This is a genomic window from Rhodospirillum sp. A1_3_36, assembly GCF_047263945.1.
Classification (GTDB): Bacteria; Pseudomonadota; Alphaproteobacteria; order Rhodospirillales; family Rhodospirillaceae; genus Rhodospirillum.
The window spans coordinates 1-22,316 of the sequence record NZ_JBLAVB010000035.1 but is presented as its reverse complement, the minus strand read 5'-3'; the positions used below and the strand labels follow the sequence as shown (position 1 = coordinate 22,316).

Below are 22,316 nucleotides of genomic sequence, written 5' to 3'. Positions count from 1 at the left end.
GGATACAGATCCGTCACCGGAACCGCCAGGCTCAAGGGGCAAGCGCCGCTGGACGCTATCCGCGATCTCATCCAGGGCAGTTTCGCACTCGCTTGAGGCGCCTGCCGCCAACCCCGTGAGCAATTACTCCTTATCCGCGTCTGTCAGGAGGTATCTGTACCGCGATTTTATAAGAAAGGTGAAACACCCTCCTCCCTAGCTCAAGCCAACCCTTTTTCGCTACCCCCCTGAGCAGTTCCCTCTTAGCAGGTCCTCCCCTGTCTGAACCATATCAGCAATGATTTCGCGCAAATCTCCCGCTTGCGTGCGGAAGTTGGTAAAGCAGGCTTTTAAGCATGTTTTATCGTCAATTATAGAAATAGAAAAATGAGAACTTCCAGATTTCTTAATTTCTGAAAGTAAAGCTTCGTTTAAACGGTCAATAAATCTTAAATCATCAAAATTCTGACAATGGATCCCAAAACGAAAGGTAACTACGCAAAGATTATGTGTTACGATTTCGAAGCAAGAATACTTCTCTAGAATGTTGGCAAAAAGATTCGCCATTTCAATATTTTGCGCCAACAGGGATCGAATTCCTTTGAGTCCCAATTGTCGGAAAATTGTCCAGACCTTTAACGCCTTGAACCCTCTCGTATTTTGAATACCCAGCGCAAAATAATTATTTATATCCGTTGAATTTGGATCGCGATCATGATAGTAATCCGGACTAAATCCAAAAGTATTCAATAGGTGTTTGCGATCTTTGACCAGCACTGCGCCTGCTTCTATTGGGGCGTACAGCCATTTATGGGTATCCAGTGCCAAAGAGTCTGCTTGATCCATCCCTTCAAACAATGACATTTTATTTGGCAAAGTTGCTGCCGGTGCACCAAACGCGCCGTCAACATGAAACCACATCTGAAATTGTCGCGCGATTTCACTAAGCGCCTTCAACGGGTCTACAGCACCGGTTTTTACTGTACCCGCATTCCCAACGATCATCAGGGGCTTGTAACCATTATGGATGTCTTCGATGATCTGCTGGTTCAATAAATCTATATTGATTTTGTGCGAGGCTGTAACGTCAATCCACTGAATAGCATCCGTTCCCAACCCTGACAAATCAGCTGCTTTTTCTATCCAGGTATGGGTGTCAGCGGAAGCATAGACCTTAAACTTTTCTGAACATGCTTGCATGCCGACATGTCTGATACTCTCTTTCACGCCCGCCGCACAGCGCGCACAGAAAAAGCCGGTAAGATTCGCAGCTGTTCCACCACTAACAAACAAACCTTCCGCGGAGTCTGTATAGTGAACTAATTGACCGAGCCAACGGATGGTTTGTGCCTCAATTTCACAGGGTACAGGCGAGGCATCCCAACCCACCAGATTTGCATTGAGAGCAGCCCCTAATAAATCAGACAAGACACCAACAGGCGCTGCCGACCCCGCAAAGCTTCCGAGTGTTTTGGGATGTCCGGTATGACGCACTCCCGAAAACAGCATCTCTGCCGTCACGGTCATTAAAGTTGAAACATCAACCCCGTCCTCAGGAAAGGTGTCACCGGGCAATCCCGCTCTGATTTCTTCCGCAGTTAACGCGCATGTTGTAGGATACTGATGTATTTGCTCGAAAAACCCGGCAATCATATCCACAAGCTGATACCCGAGATCGCGAAAGGCTTCTGCGTCAAGGTCTATTTCATGAGTGGGTTTTCTATGCATAATACTTTATGCCGTTTCATCTTCAAAAAATGCTGCATGTATGGACCCACCCAACGCGACATTCATGCGGCGATTGGGGCTGCTTCTTGCATCAGCCCCAACAAGCTGGCCATCAATAAGAAAGGTGCAAAGGTCGTGATAACATACTGAATCTGTATCAAATTGATGATGAATTGATGCTGGTTCTCTATATTCTGTGACGAGCCACCCCATGTCCGTAGCGCTGCTTACCAAGTTAGACCATTCTTCATTTTTTTTAATGTCTTTACCAATAATCACTCCCTTTCCTTGCGCTTCAATTGGCTTCTTTAGAACATAACGGTCCTTCTCCCCTAGAATTTCATTAATTGTTTTTTGATCACACAAAGAAATATTACGCGTCCAAATCAGATGGGGCTCGACAAGCTCCAGGTCGTCTTTATCAAATAAATGGCTGAAGCGTGAATCTGTCAGAACTGCAAGGCACAGTTTGTTGTCTCCTACCAGTTTGGCAAGCATTCCATTTTGCACGAACATTTTTTTATTTGAAATCGCATCAAAAAAAACTGTCAGGTCTTGGTACATTTGACAGCAATCAGGAATATCAAACTTCTGATATCCAAAATCTACACGCTTTCCATCAGCGAGTACATTCTGATCAGAATCTGTTTCGAGCTTGCGGGGATCGATTTCAATCACATTGATGCCACGCCTTTCAAGAGAGTTTCGCATTTCATCCAGTTCGTAACGATAATCTGTGGAAAACAGTGCGAAAGTCTCGAATTCTTCGTCGCTCCACTCCCGCCTGAGTTTGATCATCCAGTCGGCGAACCATGTGGGCTCTTCAAGTGGCATCGGCGTTGGCAGTGACACTTCAGAGAGGACTTTTCGCCACAACCGGTTATGAATTCCCGCTGCCATGGGGCCACCTGGACAATCAGCATTCGTCTCCAAAACATAGAAATGACCACCATCCACTGGTAAAAGATCAGGTCTACAATACGTAATTTTGTAATCAATATCTCCAATATTTTGCAACGAAAATCGTTTTAACTCTTTCGGAATTGTCAGGATTTTCTGAATATCCTCATTCCGCACATAGTTTTTCATAACTTCCTCGATCAAACGGTGATAAGCCGCACAAAAACGCCGGATATAATTTGTGTATTCTTTATTGATAATGATCGGCGGGCCATATGACATTTTACGTTTATCAACAATCTCCATTTCAGCGGCGACCTGTTTGGCCGCCGCCCCCTTGCCGTGCTCGCGAATTTGGTGATAAAGAGGTTTGTGAATACCTTTCCAATAGAAATGATCATCCACTTTACTGCTGAATATCTGCGCTTCTTGTTTGCCATTGTTCATGCTTTGAAAGTCCGTATGTGTAAGGCCATATCAAAAGTGATCTAAGGTCGCTTTCCCCCAACCCTGACTTTGCAAAGCGAGGGTGCGATCACCATTTTTCCTGGCAAGTTAATTGATTATGAGAACTGCTCGGCTTCTGTCGATTCACCCAACGCCATGGTACTTGCGGTTCCACCTGTCACGCATTCCAGGACCGCGTCAAAATAACCAGTGCCATTTTCACGTTGTTGTTTCACGGCAGTATATCCTTCGGAAACAGCTGAAAACTCGGACTTCTGCAATCCGACAAACGCACTCATGCCTGTTTCGCGATATTTCCGAGCCATTTTAAAGGAATTGTACCTTACTATATGCCATCCACCAGAGGTGATGAATTGAAAAGCATATCCCCATTCCGCCAAGGTTTCCTGGAATTTCGCAACTTCGTCATCCGATAAATGTGCGGCCCAATTGAAGGAAGGTGAACAATTGTACCCAAACTTGATATGCGGAAAATCCTTTCTGACTTCTTCGGCAAACACCCGCGCTTCTTCAAAATCCGGAGTGCTAGTCTCAAACCAGATCAACTCCACATATGGTGCATAAGCTTTCGCGCGTACAATCGCCGCCTCAAGCCCCCCCCGTGTTTTGAAATAGCCTTCGGGGCTGCGCTCTCCTGTCAGGAAAGGACGGTCAATCTCATCACAATCCTGACTAATCAACCTGGCAGAACCTGCATCCGTTCTTGCCATAATGATCAGAGGTACATTGACAACATCAGCAGCTAGGCGCGCGGCGACGAGTTTATGGATGAACTGAGTAGCCGGAATCAACACTTTGCCACCCAAGTGACCGCATTTTTTTTCTGTCGCCAACTGATCTTCAAGGTGAATTGCGGCGGCACCAGCCTCTATCATATGTTTCGTCAATTCAAAAGTATGCAGACTTCCTCCAAAACCAGCTTCCCCATCAGCAATAATTGGCAAATACCAATCCGTGTCGCCACCGTTGCCATCTGTTTTCTCGACAAGGTCGGCACGCATAAATGCATTATTTATCCGCTTCACCAGCTTTGGCACGCTGTCACAAGGATAAAAACTCTGATCAGGATAGGTGTGTCCAGACTCATTGGCATCCCCGGCAACTTGCCAGCCACTCAGATAAATCGCCTCCAAACCACCCCGGGCCATTTCAACGGCTTGACCGCCTGTCAAGGCTCCCATGGCCCGGATGAAGGGTTGCTCTTGTAATTGTTTCCAGAAACGTCCGGCACCTTTTTTCGAGAAAGAGTATTCAATATCAATAGACGGTTTCAACCCTTCTACTGTTTCAGCCTTATAAGGCCGGGTAATGCCACGCCATCTGGGGTTGGTCTTCCATTCGTGCTCGATATCAGACATAATTTTTCTCCTTTAAGTAGTTCAGCAGCCCGCCCTTATGCCTTACGGCATTCTCGATGCTACTTTTAGGTTCAAAAGAAAATAAACGACCTTCATATTCGATTTTCTTGTCGCTAAGATTAATGCGAACAATAGACGAAGAACGAACACTCAAAAGCCGGGGGGAGATTGTCGACAGGAGGAAATCGGTAAATCCAGGAGCTTCAATACAAAGTAATCCATTGTTCGTACAATTTCGGGCAAAAACACTTTGGAAACTGGCTGCAACTATACATTGAATTCCCGCTGCGGCCAATGAGGTTGCAGCTTCTTCACGTGAACTGCCAATGCCGAACATGGGGCCGGCAACAAGGACATCACCCTTGCGGACAAGATCCCTGAAGCCGGTGTCATAGTTTTCCATCGCTATAGTCGCCAAAACATGCCGGTCCAATGGCCGCCCATCCAAATACTGACTGGGAAAAATCATATCTGTATTGATTTTAGGAAAACGACAAACAATCACACCGCCTTCTATAACATCCGGGCATTCTGATACAGGAAGCCCAGATACAAGATCTTCCGACTCCGTATCCGGAAAGTGCCGAATTTCGAGGCCAGAAATTTGCTTTTGAACGGTTAGGGGTGCCTCCGGAACAATTGATAATTTTCCCTTCAAAGCCGAATAGGCAACCTGTTCAACAGATGCCAAATAAGTTTTACTATCCGGATGGCCCATGCGACCTGAGTAGTTTCTATTCGAAGAACTTATGGCCACGTCTCCTTTGCCTAAAACACCCCGTCCATGCCCAATACAGGGACCACAGCCCGAAGGCAGGGCGAGCGCACCCGCGTCCAGCAGAATTTGCCAAATCCCAGCAGTTTCGGCTTTCAACTGCTCCTGATGAGAGGCCGCGCTAATATATAGCTCAACGTTTTCATGCACTTTCTTGCCTTCTAGGATCCGGGCGGCCCTGCTCAAATCAACGAACCGGCTTTCAGTGCAAGAAATAATAAATGCTTTATTGATGTAGACAGGGTTTTCGTTCGCTTCAAAAGCAGGCCTTGAATTCATTGGGGAACCAGGTGTGGCAATCATAGGCGGAATGTGACCGCAATCGATTTCGATAACCTGCTGGTAACAGCCTTCTTCCAGCGAGTGGGAGAAATCTTCAATAACCTGAAATGCCTGCTCTCTGATTTCATCAGAAATTCCAAGCGCGGCCCGGTACCATTCTGTCGTTTTCTCATCAAGAGGAAACAAGGCTGCAACAGCCCCTAATTCCGGAGCCATATTCGCGATTGTCAGACGATCATTGAGTGAAATATGGGCAACAGCATCCCCACAAAATTCTATCGCTTTATTCAAGAAAAGACCTTGATCAGAAAAATGTGCCAGATAAAGGGCGATGTCTTTTCCATGCACATTCTTCCCGGGCTGTCCGGTGAGTTTCACAAGAACAGTATCAGGAATTTTTAACCAGGTTCCTCCTGAATGCCAAATCGCAGCCGCATCCGTCCGCGTCACGGCCATTCCCAGGCACCCCAAAGCGCCATAGATTGTCGCATGAGAGTCAGAAGCGAGGACGAGGCCTCCGGGACGGATATAGCCGCCATCAATAAGGAGTTGATGACCTATCCCTTCACCGGCTTCAAATAAAGTCAGGCTTTTTATTTCGCAGAATCTCCTGATCTTCTCATAACGTGCCATATTTGACGGACTATTGTCCTGTATATTGTGATCAAGACTGATAAACAGTCTGTCTGGATTCTTCACTGAAAGCTGATGAGTCTCTGCTTTTTGAATTATTGTGTCAGAATTATCATCACTTAGAAAGAAATCAGGCTCCACCCAACATGTTTTTTCAGTATCGGAAGAACCCATCACGCCAAGGCTCTTTTGCCTTATCAATATTTCGCAGCGCGTATACATCACGGGTTGCTTTTTATTTCTGGAAAACCGTCATCGGAAAATTCGCGACGCGTTTCCCTGTACATAATCAATATGCCGGCACCGATGATAAACAAGGCACCCAAAGACATTTCTGTGGTAGGAATATCCCCCCAAATTGCGTAACCCAGTATTCCTGTCCAGATAAGGGCAGTATATTCAAAAGGCCCCACAACTGATAAAGACGCTACAACATTTGATTTTGTTATCAGTACATGGGCCACAAGAAGAAGTCCCGACATAACCGCCAGCAGGTAAAAATCCCAAACAGGCATATTCTTCCAGAAAAACAACATTGGGGCCGTGGAATAAAGAGCAACTCCCAGACGTGTATGAAAGACAATCTGGGTTGCCGTCTCCACACCGCTCATGCTTCGGATGAGCACTGCACGAGCGGCATAGGCGAAACTTCCACAAAGGGGGAGCAGGACTTTCCAGTTCCAAATTTCAAGATCAGGTTGCAGCGCTATGACTACACCAAGAAAACCTGCACCTACGGCTGTCCAGCGGTATATACCCACTTTTTCTTTTAAGAATATAGCGGATAGCGAAGTCATAAGTATTGGCGCAGAAAAGAAAATAATCGTTACATCCACGAGCTTGAAAAATTTCAGGGAAAAGAGAAAACAAAGACCCGTCAGTACGCTCAGAGCGGCTCTGAGCATATGCCATCTCCAATGAGAGGTTTTGAATGCGGCCAAGCCCCGGCGCAGGTTTTTTTTCTGGAATCCGGCACTCACAAGCAGAACCGCTACCACCATCCAGCCTGACAGAGCCATCAACTGAAAGGGATGATAGTCCTGCTCAACCAGGAATTTTGAACCGGCATCTTCTAGTGAAACCACGAAGATGCCGGCTACCATTAGCCATATGCCGAGTAAACTCTTCTGGGAAACGGTATTTAAAACCATGAAGACGACTTCACCAATAGAGGACAGAAAGCAAAACGCTCGGCATTACAATTGTCAGAATAGAACGACAGCCCGATCAACCTTATGCATGAGGCGCAAAAACCCGGCTATTGATGCTCTTGAACATGTTATCAAAGCCGTCCATGAACGCCAAAGCGCCTTCCATAACATCACCAGCCATTTCCGGATCCCGATTGAGAAAATACAACAGGCTTTTTTTTCCTGTTTCGGCATGCATCGGCTCAACAATGCTATGTACTTTGAAGAAAGACAAAACCGGATCATTTTTGTCCTTCAAGCCATAATATTCTGCGTGATTTTGAAAACCTTCGAGGAAGTAGAGGAACTCCCGGGAAGAGACCATTTCTGAAGCCAGATGAAAGCCCAGGGACTGGCCGATTGACACATCGCGATAATATCGATTGGACAGCTCCCCCATGGCCTTACCGGCATGTTCAACAAAATCTGAACTAGCCAGATGATATGTGGATACGCCGAGGTGCTCAGAAAGCTCCTTGAACAAAATATGATGGGGCTGATTGAATTTATTCGTTTGGTGGAGACCATATTCATCAACAGAGGCAAACAAAATAAATGCGCCCTGGGGTTGGGCGTCCCAAGGATCTGTTTCGAGCAATTCATCAGTAATTCGGGCAGACAAAATCAAAATGCCAGCCGCAACCGTCTTGAAAAATGGCCAGCAGGTAGCCAAGAAAGCTGCTCTGCTGTCCAAATCCAAAGGATTGTCTTTCAATAAACTGCCAAATTTATCCAACTCTTGAATCGCTGGGTGAGAAACAATGGCTTCGGCAACCTTATTGTACTCCCTGCCACCAACACCATCCACTGCGACATCCGCAACCTCGTTTGACTGCAAAGTAGTTGGGTCTGAATGCATCATTTTTGCGTCCATCAGTTTATGGTGAAACAAAACACGCGATGAAATTGATTATACACAACAAGTGGAGTGTGGATGTTTAATTTAAATTACATTGCGCATCGTCCCGGATGAATAGGCCGAATGAATAGGGGGAGTATGTCTGGAATGCTACAGAGAAAGGAGGAATTGAACGAGCGTCTCATACCAAGCGGCGCGGGTTGAGACCCACGCCGCTTTTCTTGCGTTCAAACGCCAGGCGGGCTGTTACGCGCCATAAGGCGCGGCGGCCACTTGGCCGCTTCCAAGGTGCGCTGAGTCAAGCTCACCGCACCTTGGTCTTACCCGCTGCTGCGTGGGGGTATGAACCCAAGCGGCGGTGACCTGTCGTCAACTGGCGGGGTGACGTAGTCCGTGGGAAAAGGGGATCGAGGCGAAGTCATTAGGCCAAGATGGTCCCCGAGGCTGAAGTGCAGGAAGGTTGAGGAACACGAGCCGGTTAAACCGTATCAGAGGTCTGAAATGTCGCCTTCGCCTACACGGCTTAATCGGCGGAATGCTGATTTCGCCGCCGGATACATAGGTCGGCGGCGTCCGAGTTCTACAAGTTCACCGACTTCACGGTGCGCACATTCCAGTGCATTGACACCGTCGTGTTCTGGAAAATGGTGCATTGATTGGCACGGAAGTACCGATCCCGCATCAAGCCCTTGATGCGTAAATGGTACCGCGTGCCAGAAATCGTCCAATCGAAGACATGGCTGATCCATGGTCGAAGCAATCAGGGCAATGCCGTCGGCAAGGCGCTGCGACGACTGGTCATCAGCCAGAAGACGCAGTTTCGGCGATGGAACGCAGAGCGAAATCCCCACATCATAGCCATCGGTGCGAGCGCTTTTGATTTCCTCGACGATCCGGTCCGGGGACAGAGGGGCGCCGTGTTGATGACCTGGGCGTCTTGGAGGGCAATGGGAGAGCAATGCTTGGGGAATCAGGGCCCTCGCGTAGAGGCAAACCGGGCAGGCCGCGATCAGGTCGCGGCCCCGCAGGGTGATCAGGTCCGCAGCATGGTGACCCGCGCCAATGAAATGGACGATCATGTGAGAAATTCTTCCGACATGATATGAAAAGGAGAGATGGGCGAGGAGAAGGACATGAATCGATTTACCGTTTCCCTGGAGGGAGACCTGCTGGCCGAGTTCGACGAGCACATCCGGCGCCGGGGGTATGGATCCCGGTCCGAAGCCGTGCGGGATATCCTGCGCCGAACCCTGGAAGCGGAACGTTTAGACGATGACGAGGATGGGCATTGTGTCGCTTGTCTCTCTTATGTTTTCGACCACCACGAAAGGGAACTGCCCCGTCGATTGACACGCGTTGGCCATGATCATCACGATGTGACCCACTCGATCCTGCACATTCATCTCGATCACGAAAACTGCATGGAAGTTACCGTCCTGCAGGGGCCGACGGGCTCCGTCCGCCGGTTTGCCGATACGGTCATGGCGGAAACGGGCGTGCGCCATGGAATGTTGAATGCGGTCCAGGTCGAGCGGCGCTTGACGGATGGGCACAGCCATGACGGACAATCCTCCCGTCTTCACGTCCATAACCGCCCTAAAACCTGATCGGAGCCGGTTCCCGCTCGGCGCTCCCCATCACGGCTTGACCAGCGACAGCGCGGATTGCGGGAATGCAGGGTGTTTCCGCCCCGGTTTTTGGATTGTGCCGTCCATGGCTCGTCCGTTTGCCGTCCGTCTGTCAGACCGGCCGCAGCGTCCCATCGACCAATGCGACCGTCCGTGCTTCGATGGCCTTGAGTAGCGGCGCGTCATGCGAGATGGCGACAATAACAAATCCCCTCTCTTTCGCCGTCTCCATCAACGCCCGCCAGAGAAGCGCTTGATTGAGGGCGTCATGCATGGCGGTCAGCTCATCGGCGATGAGAACCTTCAGGCCCGGTAGCAGGCTTCGCACGACGGCGACGCGTTGAAGTTCGCCGCCCGACAACTCGTGGGGAAACCGGTCCATCCAATCCCCGGCGATGCCGAAACGGTCCAGGATCCCGGGGTTGGGACGCCAGCCCTCCGTGAGAATTCGGCGGATGCGCCAGCGTGGATCGACGGCGGTTTCGGCGTGCTGGAAGACGACCTGGACGGGCGACGGACCCCCTTGCGGGATTGGGTGGCCATCGAGCAGAACCTGGCCTCCGACGGGTTGGATATAGCCGCCGAGAATGCGGGCAAGGGTCGTCTTGCCTCGACCGGAGGGGCCTTGGATGCCGAGAAGGTCGCCGGTCCGGATCGAAAGGGACGCACCATCAAGCACGCGCTTCCCATCCCGCTTCCAGGAATGAACGAGATCCCGGGCTTCGAAAAGGACGTCTTCAGGCACAATGACACCGTGCTTTCATGCCCGGTCCCGGGGTCCACGGGGGTGGGATCCGGTGGCACGGATCGATGGCGGATCCACAGGCGCCGAGGAATCCGCATCCCATGTCCCGTCCCCTGTCCTTTTGGTCCGGATTTCCGCTGGATCCGGGGGCGGCGTTGAAGCCATTTTCGGGCAAGGCGGCCCACAGGGCCTTGCTGTAGGGGTGCCTGGGGCCCGTCTCGCGGATCATCGCGCCTGGAGCGATTTCGACGGTGCGGCCATTGTGAAGCACGGTGACGGTATCGGCGACGGGCAGGACGGCGGAAAGGTCGTGGCTGATGACGAGCACGGCCCGGCCCTCGTCGGCGAGGCGTCGCAGGAGCGTCAAGGCCACGGACCGAACCGTGGGATCGAGGCCGCTTGTCGGCTCGTCGGCGATCAACAGGTCGGCTTGGGCCATGGTGGCGATGGCCGTCAACACGCGTCGCGCCATCCCTCCGGAAAGCTGGTGGGGGAAAAGGGCCATCGCCTCGCGCTCCAGGCCATAGCGCGCGAATTCATGGGCCACGGCATCGCGGCTTGGATCCCGGCCCGCAGCGCGGGCGCCCCATCCCACTTGGCGGCCCGCCGACGCCGTGGGATCAAGCCATGTCACCGATTGGGGAACCAGCACCATGCGGCGTCCGCGGAGCCTCTTCTGCAAGCGGGTATCGAGGACTTGTCCCTCGAAGGTCAACCGCCCCTCCTGGCGGGCGTTTCGTGGCAGAATCCCTAGAACCGCATGGGCGAGCAGGCTTTTCCCACCGCCGCTTTGACCGATCATGGCGACGAGTTGGCCCGGTTGGACGGTGACGTCGACACCATCCAAGACGGTCAGGTCCCGTCGGCGCAGCAGGCCTTGGTAGCGTGAAAAAGAAACGGACAGGTTCTCCACGTTCAGCATCGCGCGGTTACTCCTGCATGCGCCGGGGGTCGAGGGTCAGTCGCACTCCCGCAGCCACGCGCTCGAAGGTTAGCACCATCGTCAGCAGCGCCAATCCGGGCAGAACACCGAGCCACCACAGTCCCGCCGACAAATAGCGCAGGGATTCCGCGAGCAAAATGCCGACCGCGGGCTTATGGGGCTCCAGGCCGAAGCCAAGGAAGGTCATCGCCGCTTCATGCAGAATGGCATGGGGAAACAGAAGAATACCGCCGACCAGGGCCTGGGGCAGGATGTGCGGGGTCACATGCCGCACCGCTACGGAGAGGCGGGACAGGCCAAGTCGCCGGGCGACGGCCACGTAGTCGGCGGCGAGAACACCACGGACCTCGGCGCGAACCAGGCGGGCCAGGCCGGGCCAATGGGAAAAGACGATGGCGATGATCACGCCCTTGGTTCCGCCCCCGATGGCGAAGGACACAAGGACGAGGAGAACCAGATGGGGCAGGGCGAGGGTCATGTCGATGAGCCCGCCAATCACCGCGTCCAGCCGCCGGTCGAGCGCGGCGGCGATTCCCAGTGTCGCGGCCAACAGGGTCGCGAGCCCCGCCGACATCAAACCGACCTGGAGGCTGACGGCCAACCCCTTGATCGTGCGTGTCAGCATGTCGCGGCCAAGGGGATCCGTTCCAAAGGGATGCGCCAGATCGGGCGGGAGAGACCGCTCCGACAGATGACTGCGCAGACCGTCGTCGGGCAGCGTCGCGGCGGCAATGGCGATCCCGGCGAGGACCGCCAGGGCGATCGCGGTGCTCGCCATTGTTCGCCCCTGGGTGCCGCCGGAGGCGGTGAGGGTCACACCGCTGGAGGAGGTCGTCATGATGCCAAGTCTCCGGAAGACATCCTCTGGCGGGGATCGAGGACGCGATAGAGGATGTCCGCGATCGTATTGCCGACGAATACGAAGACTGCGGCGAACAGGGCGACCCCCAGCAGCAGGGGCGCGTCACCCCGCGTGCCTGCCAGAACCGTGGCCTGCCCCAGGCCGGGATAAGCGAAAACGCTCTCGGCGAGGACCGAGCCGCCAAACAGTTCGCCGAAGTGGGCGAACTGGATGGTCACCGCAGGCAGGGCCGCATTGCGCGAGGCATGACGGAGCGCCACCGCCAGCCGCCCGAGTCCCTGGGCGAAAGCCAGGGTCGCGTAGTCGCTGGCCATGACCTCGCGCACCTTGTCACGGGTATGGAGGGTGATCTGGCCGACGCCAAGGAGTGAGAGGGTTACCGCGGGGAGGATCAGGTGGCGCAGGCGCTCGGTGACGGTCACCGCCGCCTCCGGGACGCCCGGCGGTCCTGCGCAGCAGAAGGGCGCCCAGCCGAGTTGCACCGAAAACACCACGAGAAGCAGGATCGCCGCCCAGAAGATCGGTGTCGAAACGAGGATGAACGCATAGGCGCGGATCACCCGATCCAGCACGGACCCTTCGAATGCGCCGGCCAGCAGTCCGAGACCATATCCGAGCGCGCCTGCCACCACCCAGGCCAGGGCCATGAGGGCCAGGGAGGCGGCGACGCGGTCGGCCAGAACGTCCGCCACGGGTCGGGAGAAGATCATCGACTGGCCGAAATCTCCCTCCGCCAGGTTCACCACCCATGTTCCAAAGCGGTCCATTGGCGGTTGGTCCAGACCCCATTTCTCCGCGATCAAGGCCTGTTGCTCGGGTCCAACCCGGTGCATGCGGTCGCCAACATAGGCGCGCACCGGGTCGATGGGGGATAACGACAGCAGCGTGAACGCGACGACCGTCACCACGGGCAGAAGGATGGTGAGGCGGATGAGCCGCAAGGCGATGAACCGGCTCCAATAGCCTCTCAATCCCGTCATTTCAGGTCTCGTTTCCGCCGCGATCCAACTCCGTTGACGCTACTCGCAGGTCCACCGCCAATCTTCCAGATTGTAGGTGATGGGAAAGCCGTGCCCATGCGGTTCGATCTGACGAGGTCCGATGTCGAGGCATTTCGAGACGAAATAGACGTGGTCGATATTCACGAGCCATGTCCAGGCGGCGTCTCCCTTCATGCCATACCCCGTTTCGCCGTCCCAGGCGGCCTTTTTCCATTCGGGGAGGAGATCGTCCAGGGTGGGGGAGGCGAGACCTTCGGCGAAATGGGCCTTGACGGTTGGGTTGTCGTACAGGCCCGTGTTGAACCACCACCCCCCTTCCGCGTCGGTGCCGACGTAGAGGTTGTAGGTTTCGAAGGGATCGTGACTGCCCGCGCCAAAGACGACGATGTTGGAGTGCATCTTGGGCTTGATCTCGTCCCAGCTCTTGCCGAGAACATCGACGGCGATGCCCAGCGGGCGGATCATGTCGGCGCTCGCCAGGGCCAGGGCCTGACGGGTCGTATCCGAGGCGGAGTAATAGATCGCGATCCGGGCCTTGATCCCGTTCTTTTCGAGAATGCCATCGGTGCCGGGCGTCCATCCCCCGTCCTTCAGGATCCGTTTGGCCTCTTCCGGATTGGCGTCGGGCAGGCGGTGGTCCGGATTGTCCCAGGGCAGATCGTCGGCCGGGCCGTAGGCTGGCCGTCCAAAACCGTTCAGAACCGCCTCCGCCAGGGCTTGGCGGTCAATGGCGATGTCGATGGCCTTTCGGATCGCCGGGTCGGAGGTGACGGTGTTGCCGATCCTGGCTCCGGTGGCCGTGGTCTTTCCCGTATCGGGCACCATGGGGAAGGTGAGACCACGGTTGTCGACGGTTTTCGCTGACAGGCGGACCATCCCCTCGGGGACCTCTCCCCCGGCGAGGGCATTGGACACTGCGGCGACGTCGAGCTGTCCGGTCCGCGCTGCTGCATAGCTGGTGTCGTCGCCGGTGAACAGGAAGGTGACTTTCTCGAAGGCGGGTTTCGTTCCGTAATAGTAGGGATTGGGTTCGGTGATCGCCTGCTCCCCTTCCGTCCAGGAGACCAGTCGGAAGGGGCCGGAGCCGATGGGCGCCCGACCATAGTCATCTCCGTAGGCATGCGCGGGTATGATGCCGAGAACGGCCAGGGTGTTCAGGAAGGTGATGCGAGGCGACGTCAGTTCGAAGGTGACGGTCAGGTCATCCACGGCCTTGACCGCCACCAGTTCGGTGAGGTCCAGCACCGATCCGGCCTTCTTAGCGGATTCGTAGGTGAAGGCGACGTCCTGAGCCGTCAGTGGTTGGCCGTCTGAGAACTTGGCGTCGGAGCGGATCGTCACGGTCCAGGTCTTGCGGTCGTCGGAGACACGCCAATCCGTCGCCAGGTCGCCAATCATACGCAAGTCGGCATCACGCTTAAGCAGGGTCGATTGAAACAGGGGATAGCCATATTCACCCCACCCCAAGGTGGGATCGAAGCCATTCGACGGCTCGCCATGGACGGCCAGGATCAATTCCGTCTTGGGCGCGGTGAAGGCCGACGAAAGAGGCGCCGATACGGCCAAGGTTGTCAGGCCAAGCGCTGAAAGGATTGTGATCACCCGCCCTTTTTCGTTGAGCATCCGCATAAATATCCCCTCGCTTGTCGGTGTAGATTCCGGTGCCTCGTAGTGTCGGTATGAAGTTTTAGAATAAACATCATACGATTGGGCGCGTCAACACGTGCCGAGAGCGAGGAAAGGGGAGGGGGTGGTCGTGATATACCGTGGGTCTCCAGCCTTGTTCGTGGGCAACGTGTCCATCTCGACGCAAGGAGGCGCGAAAAGGCTTTACTTGGCCCTGGATGTACCAACTTTAGTAAAATCTAATTAATATCGAATTTGTCCGTGGTCTCTGTCCACTACAGAGATTCCCCTCAAAGAATTGAAGGGAATGTGATAGCTCCATTACATGGATGTTCGGACCACCCATTCGGTGAGTGGAAAGAGGGCGGCTTTTAGCTTCCTCTTGATCCTCTCCCTCGCCTTGAGACTGGTTGGCCCCATGGCGGGGACTCCGGCACGGGATGGGTATGTCGGGATCTGTGTCGGCACGGAAATCCTATATGTTCCGTTGGCCAGCCTGGATAACGCTGATCCGGAGAGGGCAAGGGAAAAGCGCTCTCCCGAAAGCACTCCCTGCCCCTGGTTCGCCCATTTTCATGGTCTCGTGGTCTCCGCTGGCGTTCCCCTGGCTTTCTGGTGGACGGAGTGGGACTCCGCTTTCCCCAGGCCTTGGGGAGAGACAAAGGGTCAGCGGACCGCTCCTCGATCCTTCCAAGCAAGAGCACCGCCGTTCGGGCCTGGGTTTTCCTAAAACCGCCCTTTTTTGTGCACTGACCTCGAGGAGGTTGGTGCCAATGCTCTTGCTTGGAAAATGAAATGAACGAAATTGCTTCTGACGCCCGGACACCGTCGGCGCTGTACCGCGCCATCTGGCGGTGGCATTTTTACGCGGGCCTGATTGTGCTGCCCGTCATGATTCTGATGGCCGCGACGGGTGCGCTCTATCTTTACAAGGACGAGATCAACGATCTGGTCCTCCATGACCTGCGTTTGGTCACGCCGGAGACAAGCGCCCCCTTGGCGCCCTCGGTCCTGGCGGCGCGCGCCCTCGAGGCCCATCCGGGAGAGGTCAAGGCTTACATGCCACCGGCGGCGCCCGACCGGTCGGCCCAGGTTAAGATCCTCGGAAAGGACGGCCTCAAGGACAGCGTCTTCGTCAATCCCTATAGCGGTCAGGTGTTGGGCAGTGATTGGGATGGCGGGGCGGCGGGGTCCGAAGCGATGTGGATCATCCGCAAACTGCACAGCCTGGAATACGTGGGCTGGTTGGGCAATCGGCTGGTTGAGGCGGTCGCCGGATGGGCTGTCCTGCTGACGGCCACGGGATTGTATCTGTGGTGGCCCAGGGGGCGGAAAGGGGGCGTTCTGCTTCCCCGAAAGACCTCTGGCCGTCCCTTCTGGCGAGACTTGCACGCCGTTACCGGACTGTACACCGCAGGGTTCATCCTGTTTTTGGCCATGACGGGACTGCCCTGGTCCGGTGTTTGGGGCAAATGGTTTTACGACCTGTCCTACGCGATTGGAATCGGTATGCCCGATGGGTACTGGTCGAACTACCCCAAGTCGACGGTTCCCATGGCGGATGCGGTGGATCGGGCCCCTTGGATCCTGGAGCGACAGCCCATGCCCCTGTCCGGGGCCAGTGGGGGCGTGCCTGCGGGGCTGGATCAGGTGGTCGCCACGGTGGAGGCTCGGGGTATCCATCCCGGGTATTCCCTGTCCATGCCCAAGGGGCCGGAGGGGGTCTTCACCGCATCGGTTTATCCCGACGACATCACCCAGGAACGGGTGATCCACCTGGACCAGTACACCGGCAAGGTTCTCTACGATCTGGGCTTGAATGATCTGGGGACACTCGGGCGGGCCGCCGAATGGGGGATCAGCATTCACATGGGACAGGCTTTTGGGCCCCTGAACCAGGGTGTTCTTCTCATCGCCTGCCTGTCGATGATCGCCCTGTCGATCTTCGGGATCATGGCCTGGTGGAAGCGGCGTCCAAAGGGGGCCTTGGGCGCTCCCCGGTATGGGCGCGGCTTTCGGGTTCCCTTGGTGGTCGTGGCTCTTTGCTGCGCTTCGGCGATCCTGTTTCCACTCGTCGGACTCTCCATGGCCGTCTTCGCGGTGATCGAGCTTCTGATCAGCCTCCGGTCTCGGCGACGCCTGGCGACAGCGGTTTCATGATCTTGGCGTGATCTTGGAAGGCCTCCGTCCCGTTACCAGCGGGACGGAGGCCCCGGGCCGACCGACCGGTCGGGGAGAGATGAGCCCAAGTGGTCTCATGAAGGCTTGACAGCGTTCTTCCCCTCGGTCAGCTTATTTGGCGTTATGGTTCCCCAGGTGGCACTTCATCTGGGGCTAAGAGGGAAGCCGGTGAAACACCGGCGCCGCCCCCGCGACTGTAAGCGGAGAGCCGCCGTCCCATTCATGTCACTGATGCCGAACCGGCGTTGGGAAGACGGAACGGAAGCCACGACCCGCGAGCCAGGAGACCTGCCGTGACATCACGCAACCATCCTCGGGCGGGGTGCTCCGGTGGATCGTCGGCTCCGGTAGGGTGATTGTGCGCCCGAACTCCGTGCATGATGGTCTGACTGTCTCCCCTCCCACCGGATCCCGGAGGGGGAGACCCGATGACCGTCCTCAGCACCGCCGACAAAGTGCCCATCCATGATTTCGACCGCCAGGGTCTTGGACCCGTTTCCCTTCGGAAGTGGATTCTGGAGAGTACGCGGCTTCTTAGTGCTAGTGTGACGTTATAACATCACTTATAAGAACGAGTCTCAACAAACCCCATGGGAATGGAGGGTTGCTTTACCATGCTGAAACGCCTTGTTTCGTCGGTGGCCTTGACCGGCGCGCTCTTGCTGTCAAACGGCGCCGCCCAGGCGGAGGACCGGGTCCTGACCGTCGCCGCGCCTTTCGAGCTGATCAGTGTTGATCCCGCCAAGAAGGGCTACATTTTCTCGCGCATGGGGGTCGCGGAAACTCTGCTGACCGTGGACGAGAAGGCGCGGCCCATGCCACTGCTCGCCACCGAATGGAGCCAGTCCGCAGACCATCTGACTTGGCGGTTCAAGGTCCGCGAGGGGGTCACCTTTCACGATGGCACACCCATGACCGTCGACACCGTGGCTGCGGCCCTGAATTGGGCTCTGGCCAAGCCGGGTATCCTGGGCAAGGCGCCCGTCACTGCCATCGCTGCGGATGGGGATTCCGTGGTGTTCACGCTCTCTGAACCGTTCTCCCTGCTGCCCGCTGCCCTGGCCAATTACACGACGATCATTCTCGCGCCCGCCTCCTACCAGGACGATGGGACCGTGGATCGGGTGATCGCCACCGGCCCGTTCAAGGTCACCAATGTGGCTCCGCCCCAGAAGATGGAAGCGGCGCGCAATGACGCCTATTGGGGCGAGAAGGCCAAGATCGAGACCGTCGCTTATCTGTCCGTGGTGCGGGGCGAAACCCGTGCCCTGATGGCCGAAAGCGGAGACGCCCAACTGGTCTTTGTCCTGGATCCGGCGAGCATGGAGCGTTTGAAGCGGTCCGACCGGATGGAGGTGCGCGCGGTTCCGATTCCCCGGACCGTGACCCTGAAGGTGAACGCAGGTCATCCCTTCCTGTCCGACAAACGCGCTCGCCAAGCTTTGTCCATGGCCATCAATCGGCCCGGAATCGCCACGGCGGTCCTGCGTGATCCGGGCGCCGCAGCGGGCCAATTGCTGCCGCCGACATTGGGGATCTGGCATCAGGATGCCTTGCCTCCCCTGGCTTACGATCCCGAGGGAGCCAAGGCCCTGTTGACGGATCTCGGCTGGACCCCGGGCGAAGACGGCATTCTGGTTCGCGATGGCCAGCCCTTCGAGATCTCTCTGCGCACCTTCGCCGATCGGCCCGAACTGCCCATTTTCGCCACCGCGATCCAGGCTCAGTTCCGTGAGGTGGGCATCGACTTGACGGTGAATGTCGGGAACTCCAGCGAGATTCCGTCCGGCCACCAGGACGGCACGCTGGATTTGGGTCTGATGGCCCGCAACTTCTCCCTCGTTCCCAACCCCTTGGGGACCCTGCTCCAGGATTTCGGTCCCGGTGGCGGTGATTGGGGCGCCATGAACTGGTCCAATGCCGCGATCTCCGAGGCGATGGACCGACTGGCCACGGAAACGGGCGATGTCGATCCCGCCAAGGACCGGGCGACCATCACCTCCATCCTGCAGGACGACCTGCCGGTGATCCCCATCACCTGGTACCAGCTCACCGCCGCCGTTAACAGCGGACTGAAGGGTGTCGTCCTCGATCCTTTCGAGCTGTCCTACCACCTCGACGACGTGGAATGGGTCGAATGAAGGCGATCCTGTTCCGTCGTGTTGTTCAGGCCTGCCTTGTCGCCCTCGTGGTCGGAGGCCTGACCTTCATTCTCACCCATGCCTTGCCTGGAAACATGGCGTTCCGCATCGCCGCGATGCGCTATGGGTATGACATGGTCGATGCCAACGCGGCGGAGGCCGTTCGCCAGGAGCTGGGACTGGATCGCTCCCTGATCATCGCCTTCCTGGACTGGCTGTGGGATCTGATCCGCCTGGATTTGGGACAATCTATGGTCACCGGAATTCCGGTTCTGAAGGAGGTTCTGCACGAGGCCGGGCATACGGCCTCCCTCGCCGTTGGCGCCGTTTTGGTCTCCCTGGTGATCGGACCGCCCTTAGGCCTGTTGGCAGGACGGCGTCCGGGAGGATGGGTTGATCGCATCAGTTTGCTGTTGGCGACCGTGCTACGGACCCTTCCGCAGTTCGCCATCGGCTTGGTTCTGATCGTTCTCCTTTCCGTGGAACTTGGCCTGTTTCCGGCGGCTGGCCATGGCACCCTGGGCCATTGGGTTCTGCCAACCCTGACCCTGGGCTTGGGGCTGGCGGCGGTGTCCAGCCGGATCGCGCGTAACGCCGCCCGGGATGTTGCGCGCAGCCCCTTTTTCGCCTTCGCGCGCGTCAAGGGCCTGAGCGAGCGGGAGGTCTGGCGGCTGCATGGATTGCGCAACGCTGCGGTTCCGGTGGTCACCCATTTGGGTATCCAGATGATCTATCTGATCGAAGGGGTGATCATCACCGAGACCCTGTTCGCCTGGCCGGGGATCGGTCACGCCATGGTCCATGCCATTGTTGCGCGGGATGTTCCCATGATCCAGGGCACGGCCCTTTGCCTGGGTCTGTTGTTCGTTCTTCTCAATATGGCGGTCGACCTTGCCTGTCTGACCCTCGATCCGCGACGGAGGCAGGCATGACCGAAACTGTCCCCCACTCCCCCTTCCGTTTGACCGAGGAGACCAAAGCGGCCCTCTCCCGGGATCTGGGGTTGTTGCTGTTGATCGCGCTCCTCTCTTTCGGGTTCGGCTTTCCCTTGATGTCGGAGGTCAACCCCGCGCATCAGGATTTGTCCCATAGTCTCGCACCACCCGGGGGAGACCATCCCCTGGGCACGGATCACCTGGGGCGGGACCTGATGGCCCGCCTCGCTGCGGCCATTCGCCTGTCCGTGGGGTTGGCAGCGGCCAGTGTCGCGACGGCCGTGGTTCCTGGCGTTCTGCTGGGCGTGGTCGCAGGCTGGCGTGGAGGCTGGCTCGATGGTGCCCTGGGGTTCATCGCCGATACCTTCCTGGCGCTGCCCGGGTTGCTGTTGGTTGTTCTGATGATCGCCATCCTGCCCGACAGTTACCTGTCCATCTACGTGGGGTTCGCCTTGGTTCTTTGGGTGGAATACTTCCGTGTCGCCCGGGCCATGACCCGGACGCTGGTGGCCTCGCCTCAGGTCGAGGCTGCGGGCTTGCTGGGGTTCGGTCCCCTCCACGTGTTCCGCCGTCACCTGTGGCCGGTCCTGTCTCCGCAGATTTCGACCATCGCTGCCTTTGGCGCGGCGACAGCAATCCTGTCCATCGCTGCTCTGGGTTTCGTGAGTATTGGTCTGCGTCCCCCCACCGCCGAATTGGGTTTGATGATGACCGAATTGCTTCCCTATTACGACGAGGCGCCCTGGGCCCTGGCCCAACCCATCCTGGTGGTCTTCCTGCTGGTGCTGAGCCTCAACATGATGACCGGAGGGGCCCGCCGATGATCCCTGTTATCGAAACAAGAAACCTGTCCGTGCATGCCTCCCGTCCCTTGGTCGACGGCATTTCCCTGACGGTGGAGGCGGGACGTCCCTTCACCATTCTGGGGGAGACGGGGTCGGGGAAATCCCTGCTGGCCCAGGCCATCATGGGAACCCTGCCCGAGGGGCTCTCCGCCAGTGGCGAGGTCGGCGTCGGTGGACGCCTGAGCGCCGCCGATGACATTGCCCATCGCGTCTCCCTATGGGGAGACGGGATCAGCATGTTGCCCCAGGAGCCCTGGTTGTCCCTCGACCCGCTTCGGCGGTCGATCCAACAGGTCGCCGATGTCCATGAGCGGGTCGGGGGGCGATCCCGGGGAGACGCCCGGGACCGGTCCGAAACGGAGCTTGCGGCACTGGGATTGGAGGGGGCCGGGGCCAAGTTGCCCGGGCAGTTGTCCGGGGGCATGGCCCAGCGCGTCGCCTTCGCCGCCGCCCGGGCGGGGGGCGCCTCCATCGTCATCGCCGACGAACCCACCAAGGGGCTGGATGCCGCCCGGCGGGATGATGTCGCTGCCCTTCTGGGCCGACTGCGCGAGGAAAAGGGCGGGCTGTTGACCATCACCCATGACGTCGCCGTGGCTCGCATGCTGGGCGGGGATGTGGCGATCATGCGCGACGCCGCCTTCGTTGAGCAGGGGCCAGCCGAGCGGGTGCTGACCGCGCCGGAAAGTGACTACGGCAAGGCCTTCCTTTCCGCTGATCCGGCCGCTTGGCCGCAGGAAGAGGCCCGGGTCGCGGGGGCGCCCGTGCTCCGTGGCGAAGGGCTGGCGTTGAGTCGGGGCGGACGCCGCCTGATCGAGGACTTTTCCCTGTCCATTGGCGCCGGCGAGGTCATCGGTTTGAGCGGACCGAGCGGCTGTGGGAAAAGCAGCCTTGGGGACATGCTGCTGGGATTGTTGCGACCGGATCGGGGCAGGCTCTGGCGTGATCCGACCATCGCCAAGGGACGCTACCAGAAGATCTACCAGGATCCTCCGGCGGCTTTCTCGCCCCATGTCACCCTGCGGCGCTCTCTGGAGGACGTCATCCGTCTCCACCGGCTCGATGCCGCCGCCGTGCCGCCCCTGTTGGACCGCCTGCACCTGACGCCGAACCTTCTGGACCGGCCGCCCGATCAGGTGTCCGGTGGGGAGCTTCAGCGGATCGCCCTGTTGCGGGTGCTGTTGTTGGAGCCCGTTTTTCTCTTCGCCGATGAACCGACTTCCCGCCTGGACCTCAT

The 22,316-nt window shown here is 56.9% G+C and carries 18 protein-coding genes and 1 riboswitch; of the genes, 6 read left to right on the top strand and 12 right to left on the bottom strand.

Annotated features, from left to right (window positions below; all coding sequences use genetic code 11):
• Positions 1–219: 219 nt before the first annotated feature.
• The 7 genes from ACLIRY_RS25465 to ACLIRY_RS25435 all read right to left on the bottom strand — a co-directional run bounded on the left by ACLIRY_RS25465 (position 220) and on the right by ACLIRY_RS25435 (position 9,251).
• The gene (locus ACLIRY_RS25465) at positions 220–1,707 is read right to left on the bottom strand and encodes a pyridoxal phosphate-dependent decarboxylase family protein (RefSeq protein ID WP_413208236.1); all 1,488 of its coding nucleotides are present in this window, start codon (positions 1,705–1,707) and stop codon (positions 220–222) included.
• 6 nt (positions 1,708–1,713) lie between these two features.
• Positions 1,714–3,054, bottom strand: a complete 1,341-nt coding sequence (locus ACLIRY_RS25460; RefSeq protein ID WP_413208235.1) for a hypothetical protein — start codon at positions 3,052–3,054, stop codon at positions 1,714–1,716.
• A 116-nt stretch (positions 3,055–3,170) separates the two neighbouring features.
• Positions 3,171–4,433 (bottom strand): isocitrate lyase, encoded by a 1,263-nt coding sequence (gene aceA / locus ACLIRY_RS25455; RefSeq protein ID WP_413208234.1) that lies wholly within the window; start codon positions 4,431–4,433, stop codon positions 3,171–3,173.
• The gene (locus ACLIRY_RS25450; protein ID WP_413208237.1) at positions 4,426–6,345 is read right to left on the bottom strand and encodes an aconitase family protein; all 1,920 of its coding nucleotides are present in this window, start codon (positions 6,343–6,345) and stop codon (positions 4,426–4,428) included. The genes aceA and ACLIRY_RS25450 overlap by 8 nt, the downstream gene beginning before the upstream one ends.
• Positions 6,345–7,274 carry a DMT family transporter gene (locus ACLIRY_RS25445; protein ID WP_413208233.1) on the bottom strand — a complete coding sequence of 310 codons (930 nt, stop codon included), beginning with the start codon at positions 7,272–7,274 and terminating at the stop codon, positions 6,345–6,347. The genes ACLIRY_RS25450 and ACLIRY_RS25445 overlap by 1 nt, the downstream gene beginning before the upstream one ends.
• A gap of 82 nt (positions 7,275–7,356) precedes the next feature.
• Positions 7,357–8,175 carry an iron-containing redox enzyme family protein gene (locus ACLIRY_RS25440; protein WP_413208232.1) on the bottom strand — a complete coding sequence of 273 codons (819 nt, stop codon included), beginning with the start codon at positions 8,173–8,175 and terminating at the stop codon, positions 7,357–7,359.
• Positions 8,176–8,660: 485 nt separating this feature from the next.
• Entirely contained in the window at positions 8,661–9,251 is a 591-nt protein-coding gene (locus ACLIRY_RS25435) for an SAM-dependent methyltransferase (protein ID WP_413208231.1), read from the bottom strand.
• A 54-nt stretch (positions 9,252–9,305) separates the two neighbouring features.
• Between ACLIRY_RS25435 and nikR the strand changes: the two genes are divergently transcribed.
• Positions 9,306–9,779: a nickel-responsive transcriptional regulator NikR gene (gene nikR / locus ACLIRY_RS25430; protein WP_413208230.1), complete on the top strand. Its 474-nt coding sequence runs from the start codon at positions 9,306–9,308 to the stop codon at positions 9,777–9,779.
• Positions 9,780–9,912: 133 nt separating this feature from the next.
• On the opposite strand, the gene ACLIRY_RS25425 is transcribed toward nikR, so the two are convergent.
• From ACLIRY_RS25425 to ACLIRY_RS25405, 5 genes are read right to left on the bottom strand one after another with little or no spacing between them, the layout of a single operon-like run.
• A complete protein-coding gene (locus tag ACLIRY_RS25425; protein ID WP_413208229.1) occupies positions 9,913–10,545 on the bottom strand; it encodes an ABC transporter ATP-binding protein in 633 nt (210 codons plus the stop codon).
• Entirely contained in the window at positions 10,538–11,467 is a 930-nt protein-coding gene (locus ACLIRY_RS25420; RefSeq protein ID WP_413208228.1) for an ATP-binding cassette domain-containing protein, read from the bottom strand. The genes ACLIRY_RS25425 and ACLIRY_RS25420 overlap by 8 nt, the downstream gene beginning before the upstream one ends.
• Positions 11,468–11,474: 7 nt before the next feature.
• Positions 11,475–12,326: an ABC transporter permease gene (locus tag ACLIRY_RS25415; protein ID WP_413208227.1), complete on the bottom strand. Its 852-nt coding sequence runs from the start codon at positions 12,324–12,326 to the stop codon at positions 11,475–11,477.
• Complete coding sequence (locus ACLIRY_RS25410) at positions 12,323–13,330, bottom strand: ABC transporter permease (protein ID WP_413208226.1); 1,008 nt, start codon at positions 13,328–13,330, stop codon at positions 12,323–12,325. The genes ACLIRY_RS25415 and ACLIRY_RS25410 overlap by 4 nt, the downstream gene beginning before the upstream one ends.
• Positions 13,331–13,369: 39 nt before the next feature.
• Positions 13,370–14,974 (bottom strand): ABC transporter substrate-binding protein, encoded by a 1,605-nt coding sequence (locus ACLIRY_RS25405; RefSeq protein WP_413208225.1) that lies wholly within the window; start codon positions 14,972–14,974, stop codon positions 13,370–13,372.
• 798 nt (positions 14,975–15,772) lie between these two features.
• On the opposite strand from ACLIRY_RS25405, the gene ACLIRY_RS25400 reads away from it, so the two are divergent.
• From ACLIRY_RS25400 to ACLIRY_RS25380, 5 genes are all read left to right on the top strand, one after another.
• Complete coding sequence (locus ACLIRY_RS25400) at positions 15,773–17,137, top strand: PepSY-associated TM helix domain-containing protein (RefSeq protein ID WP_413208224.1); 1,365 nt, start codon at positions 15,773–15,775, stop codon at positions 17,135–17,137.
• 128 nt (positions 17,138–17,265) lie between these two features.
• A riboswitch (cobalamin riboswitch) is annotated at positions 17,266–17,469 on the top strand.
• Positions 17,470–17,772: 303 nt separating this feature from the next.
• Entirely contained in the window at positions 17,773–19,299 is a 1,527-nt protein-coding gene (locus tag ACLIRY_RS25395; protein ID WP_413208223.1) for an ABC transporter substrate-binding protein, read from the top strand.
• Positions 19,296–20,231 (top strand): ABC transporter permease, encoded by a 936-nt coding sequence (locus tag ACLIRY_RS25390; RefSeq protein ID WP_413208222.1) that lies wholly within the window; start codon positions 19,296–19,298, stop codon positions 20,229–20,231. The genes ACLIRY_RS25395 and ACLIRY_RS25390 overlap by 4 nt, the downstream gene beginning before the upstream one ends.
• Positions 20,228–21,058, top strand: coding sequence for an ABC transporter permease (locus ACLIRY_RS25385; RefSeq protein WP_413208221.1), 831 nt, complete (start codon positions 20,228–20,230; stop codon positions 21,056–21,058). Before ACLIRY_RS25390 ends, ACLIRY_RS25385 begins: the two co-directional genes overlap by 4 nt.
• On the top strand, positions 21,055–22,316 hold a 1,262-nt coding region (locus ACLIRY_RS25380; RefSeq protein ID WP_413208220.1), incomplete at its 3' end, for an ABC transporter ATP-binding protein. The genes ACLIRY_RS25385 and ACLIRY_RS25380, both read left to right, overlap by 4 nt.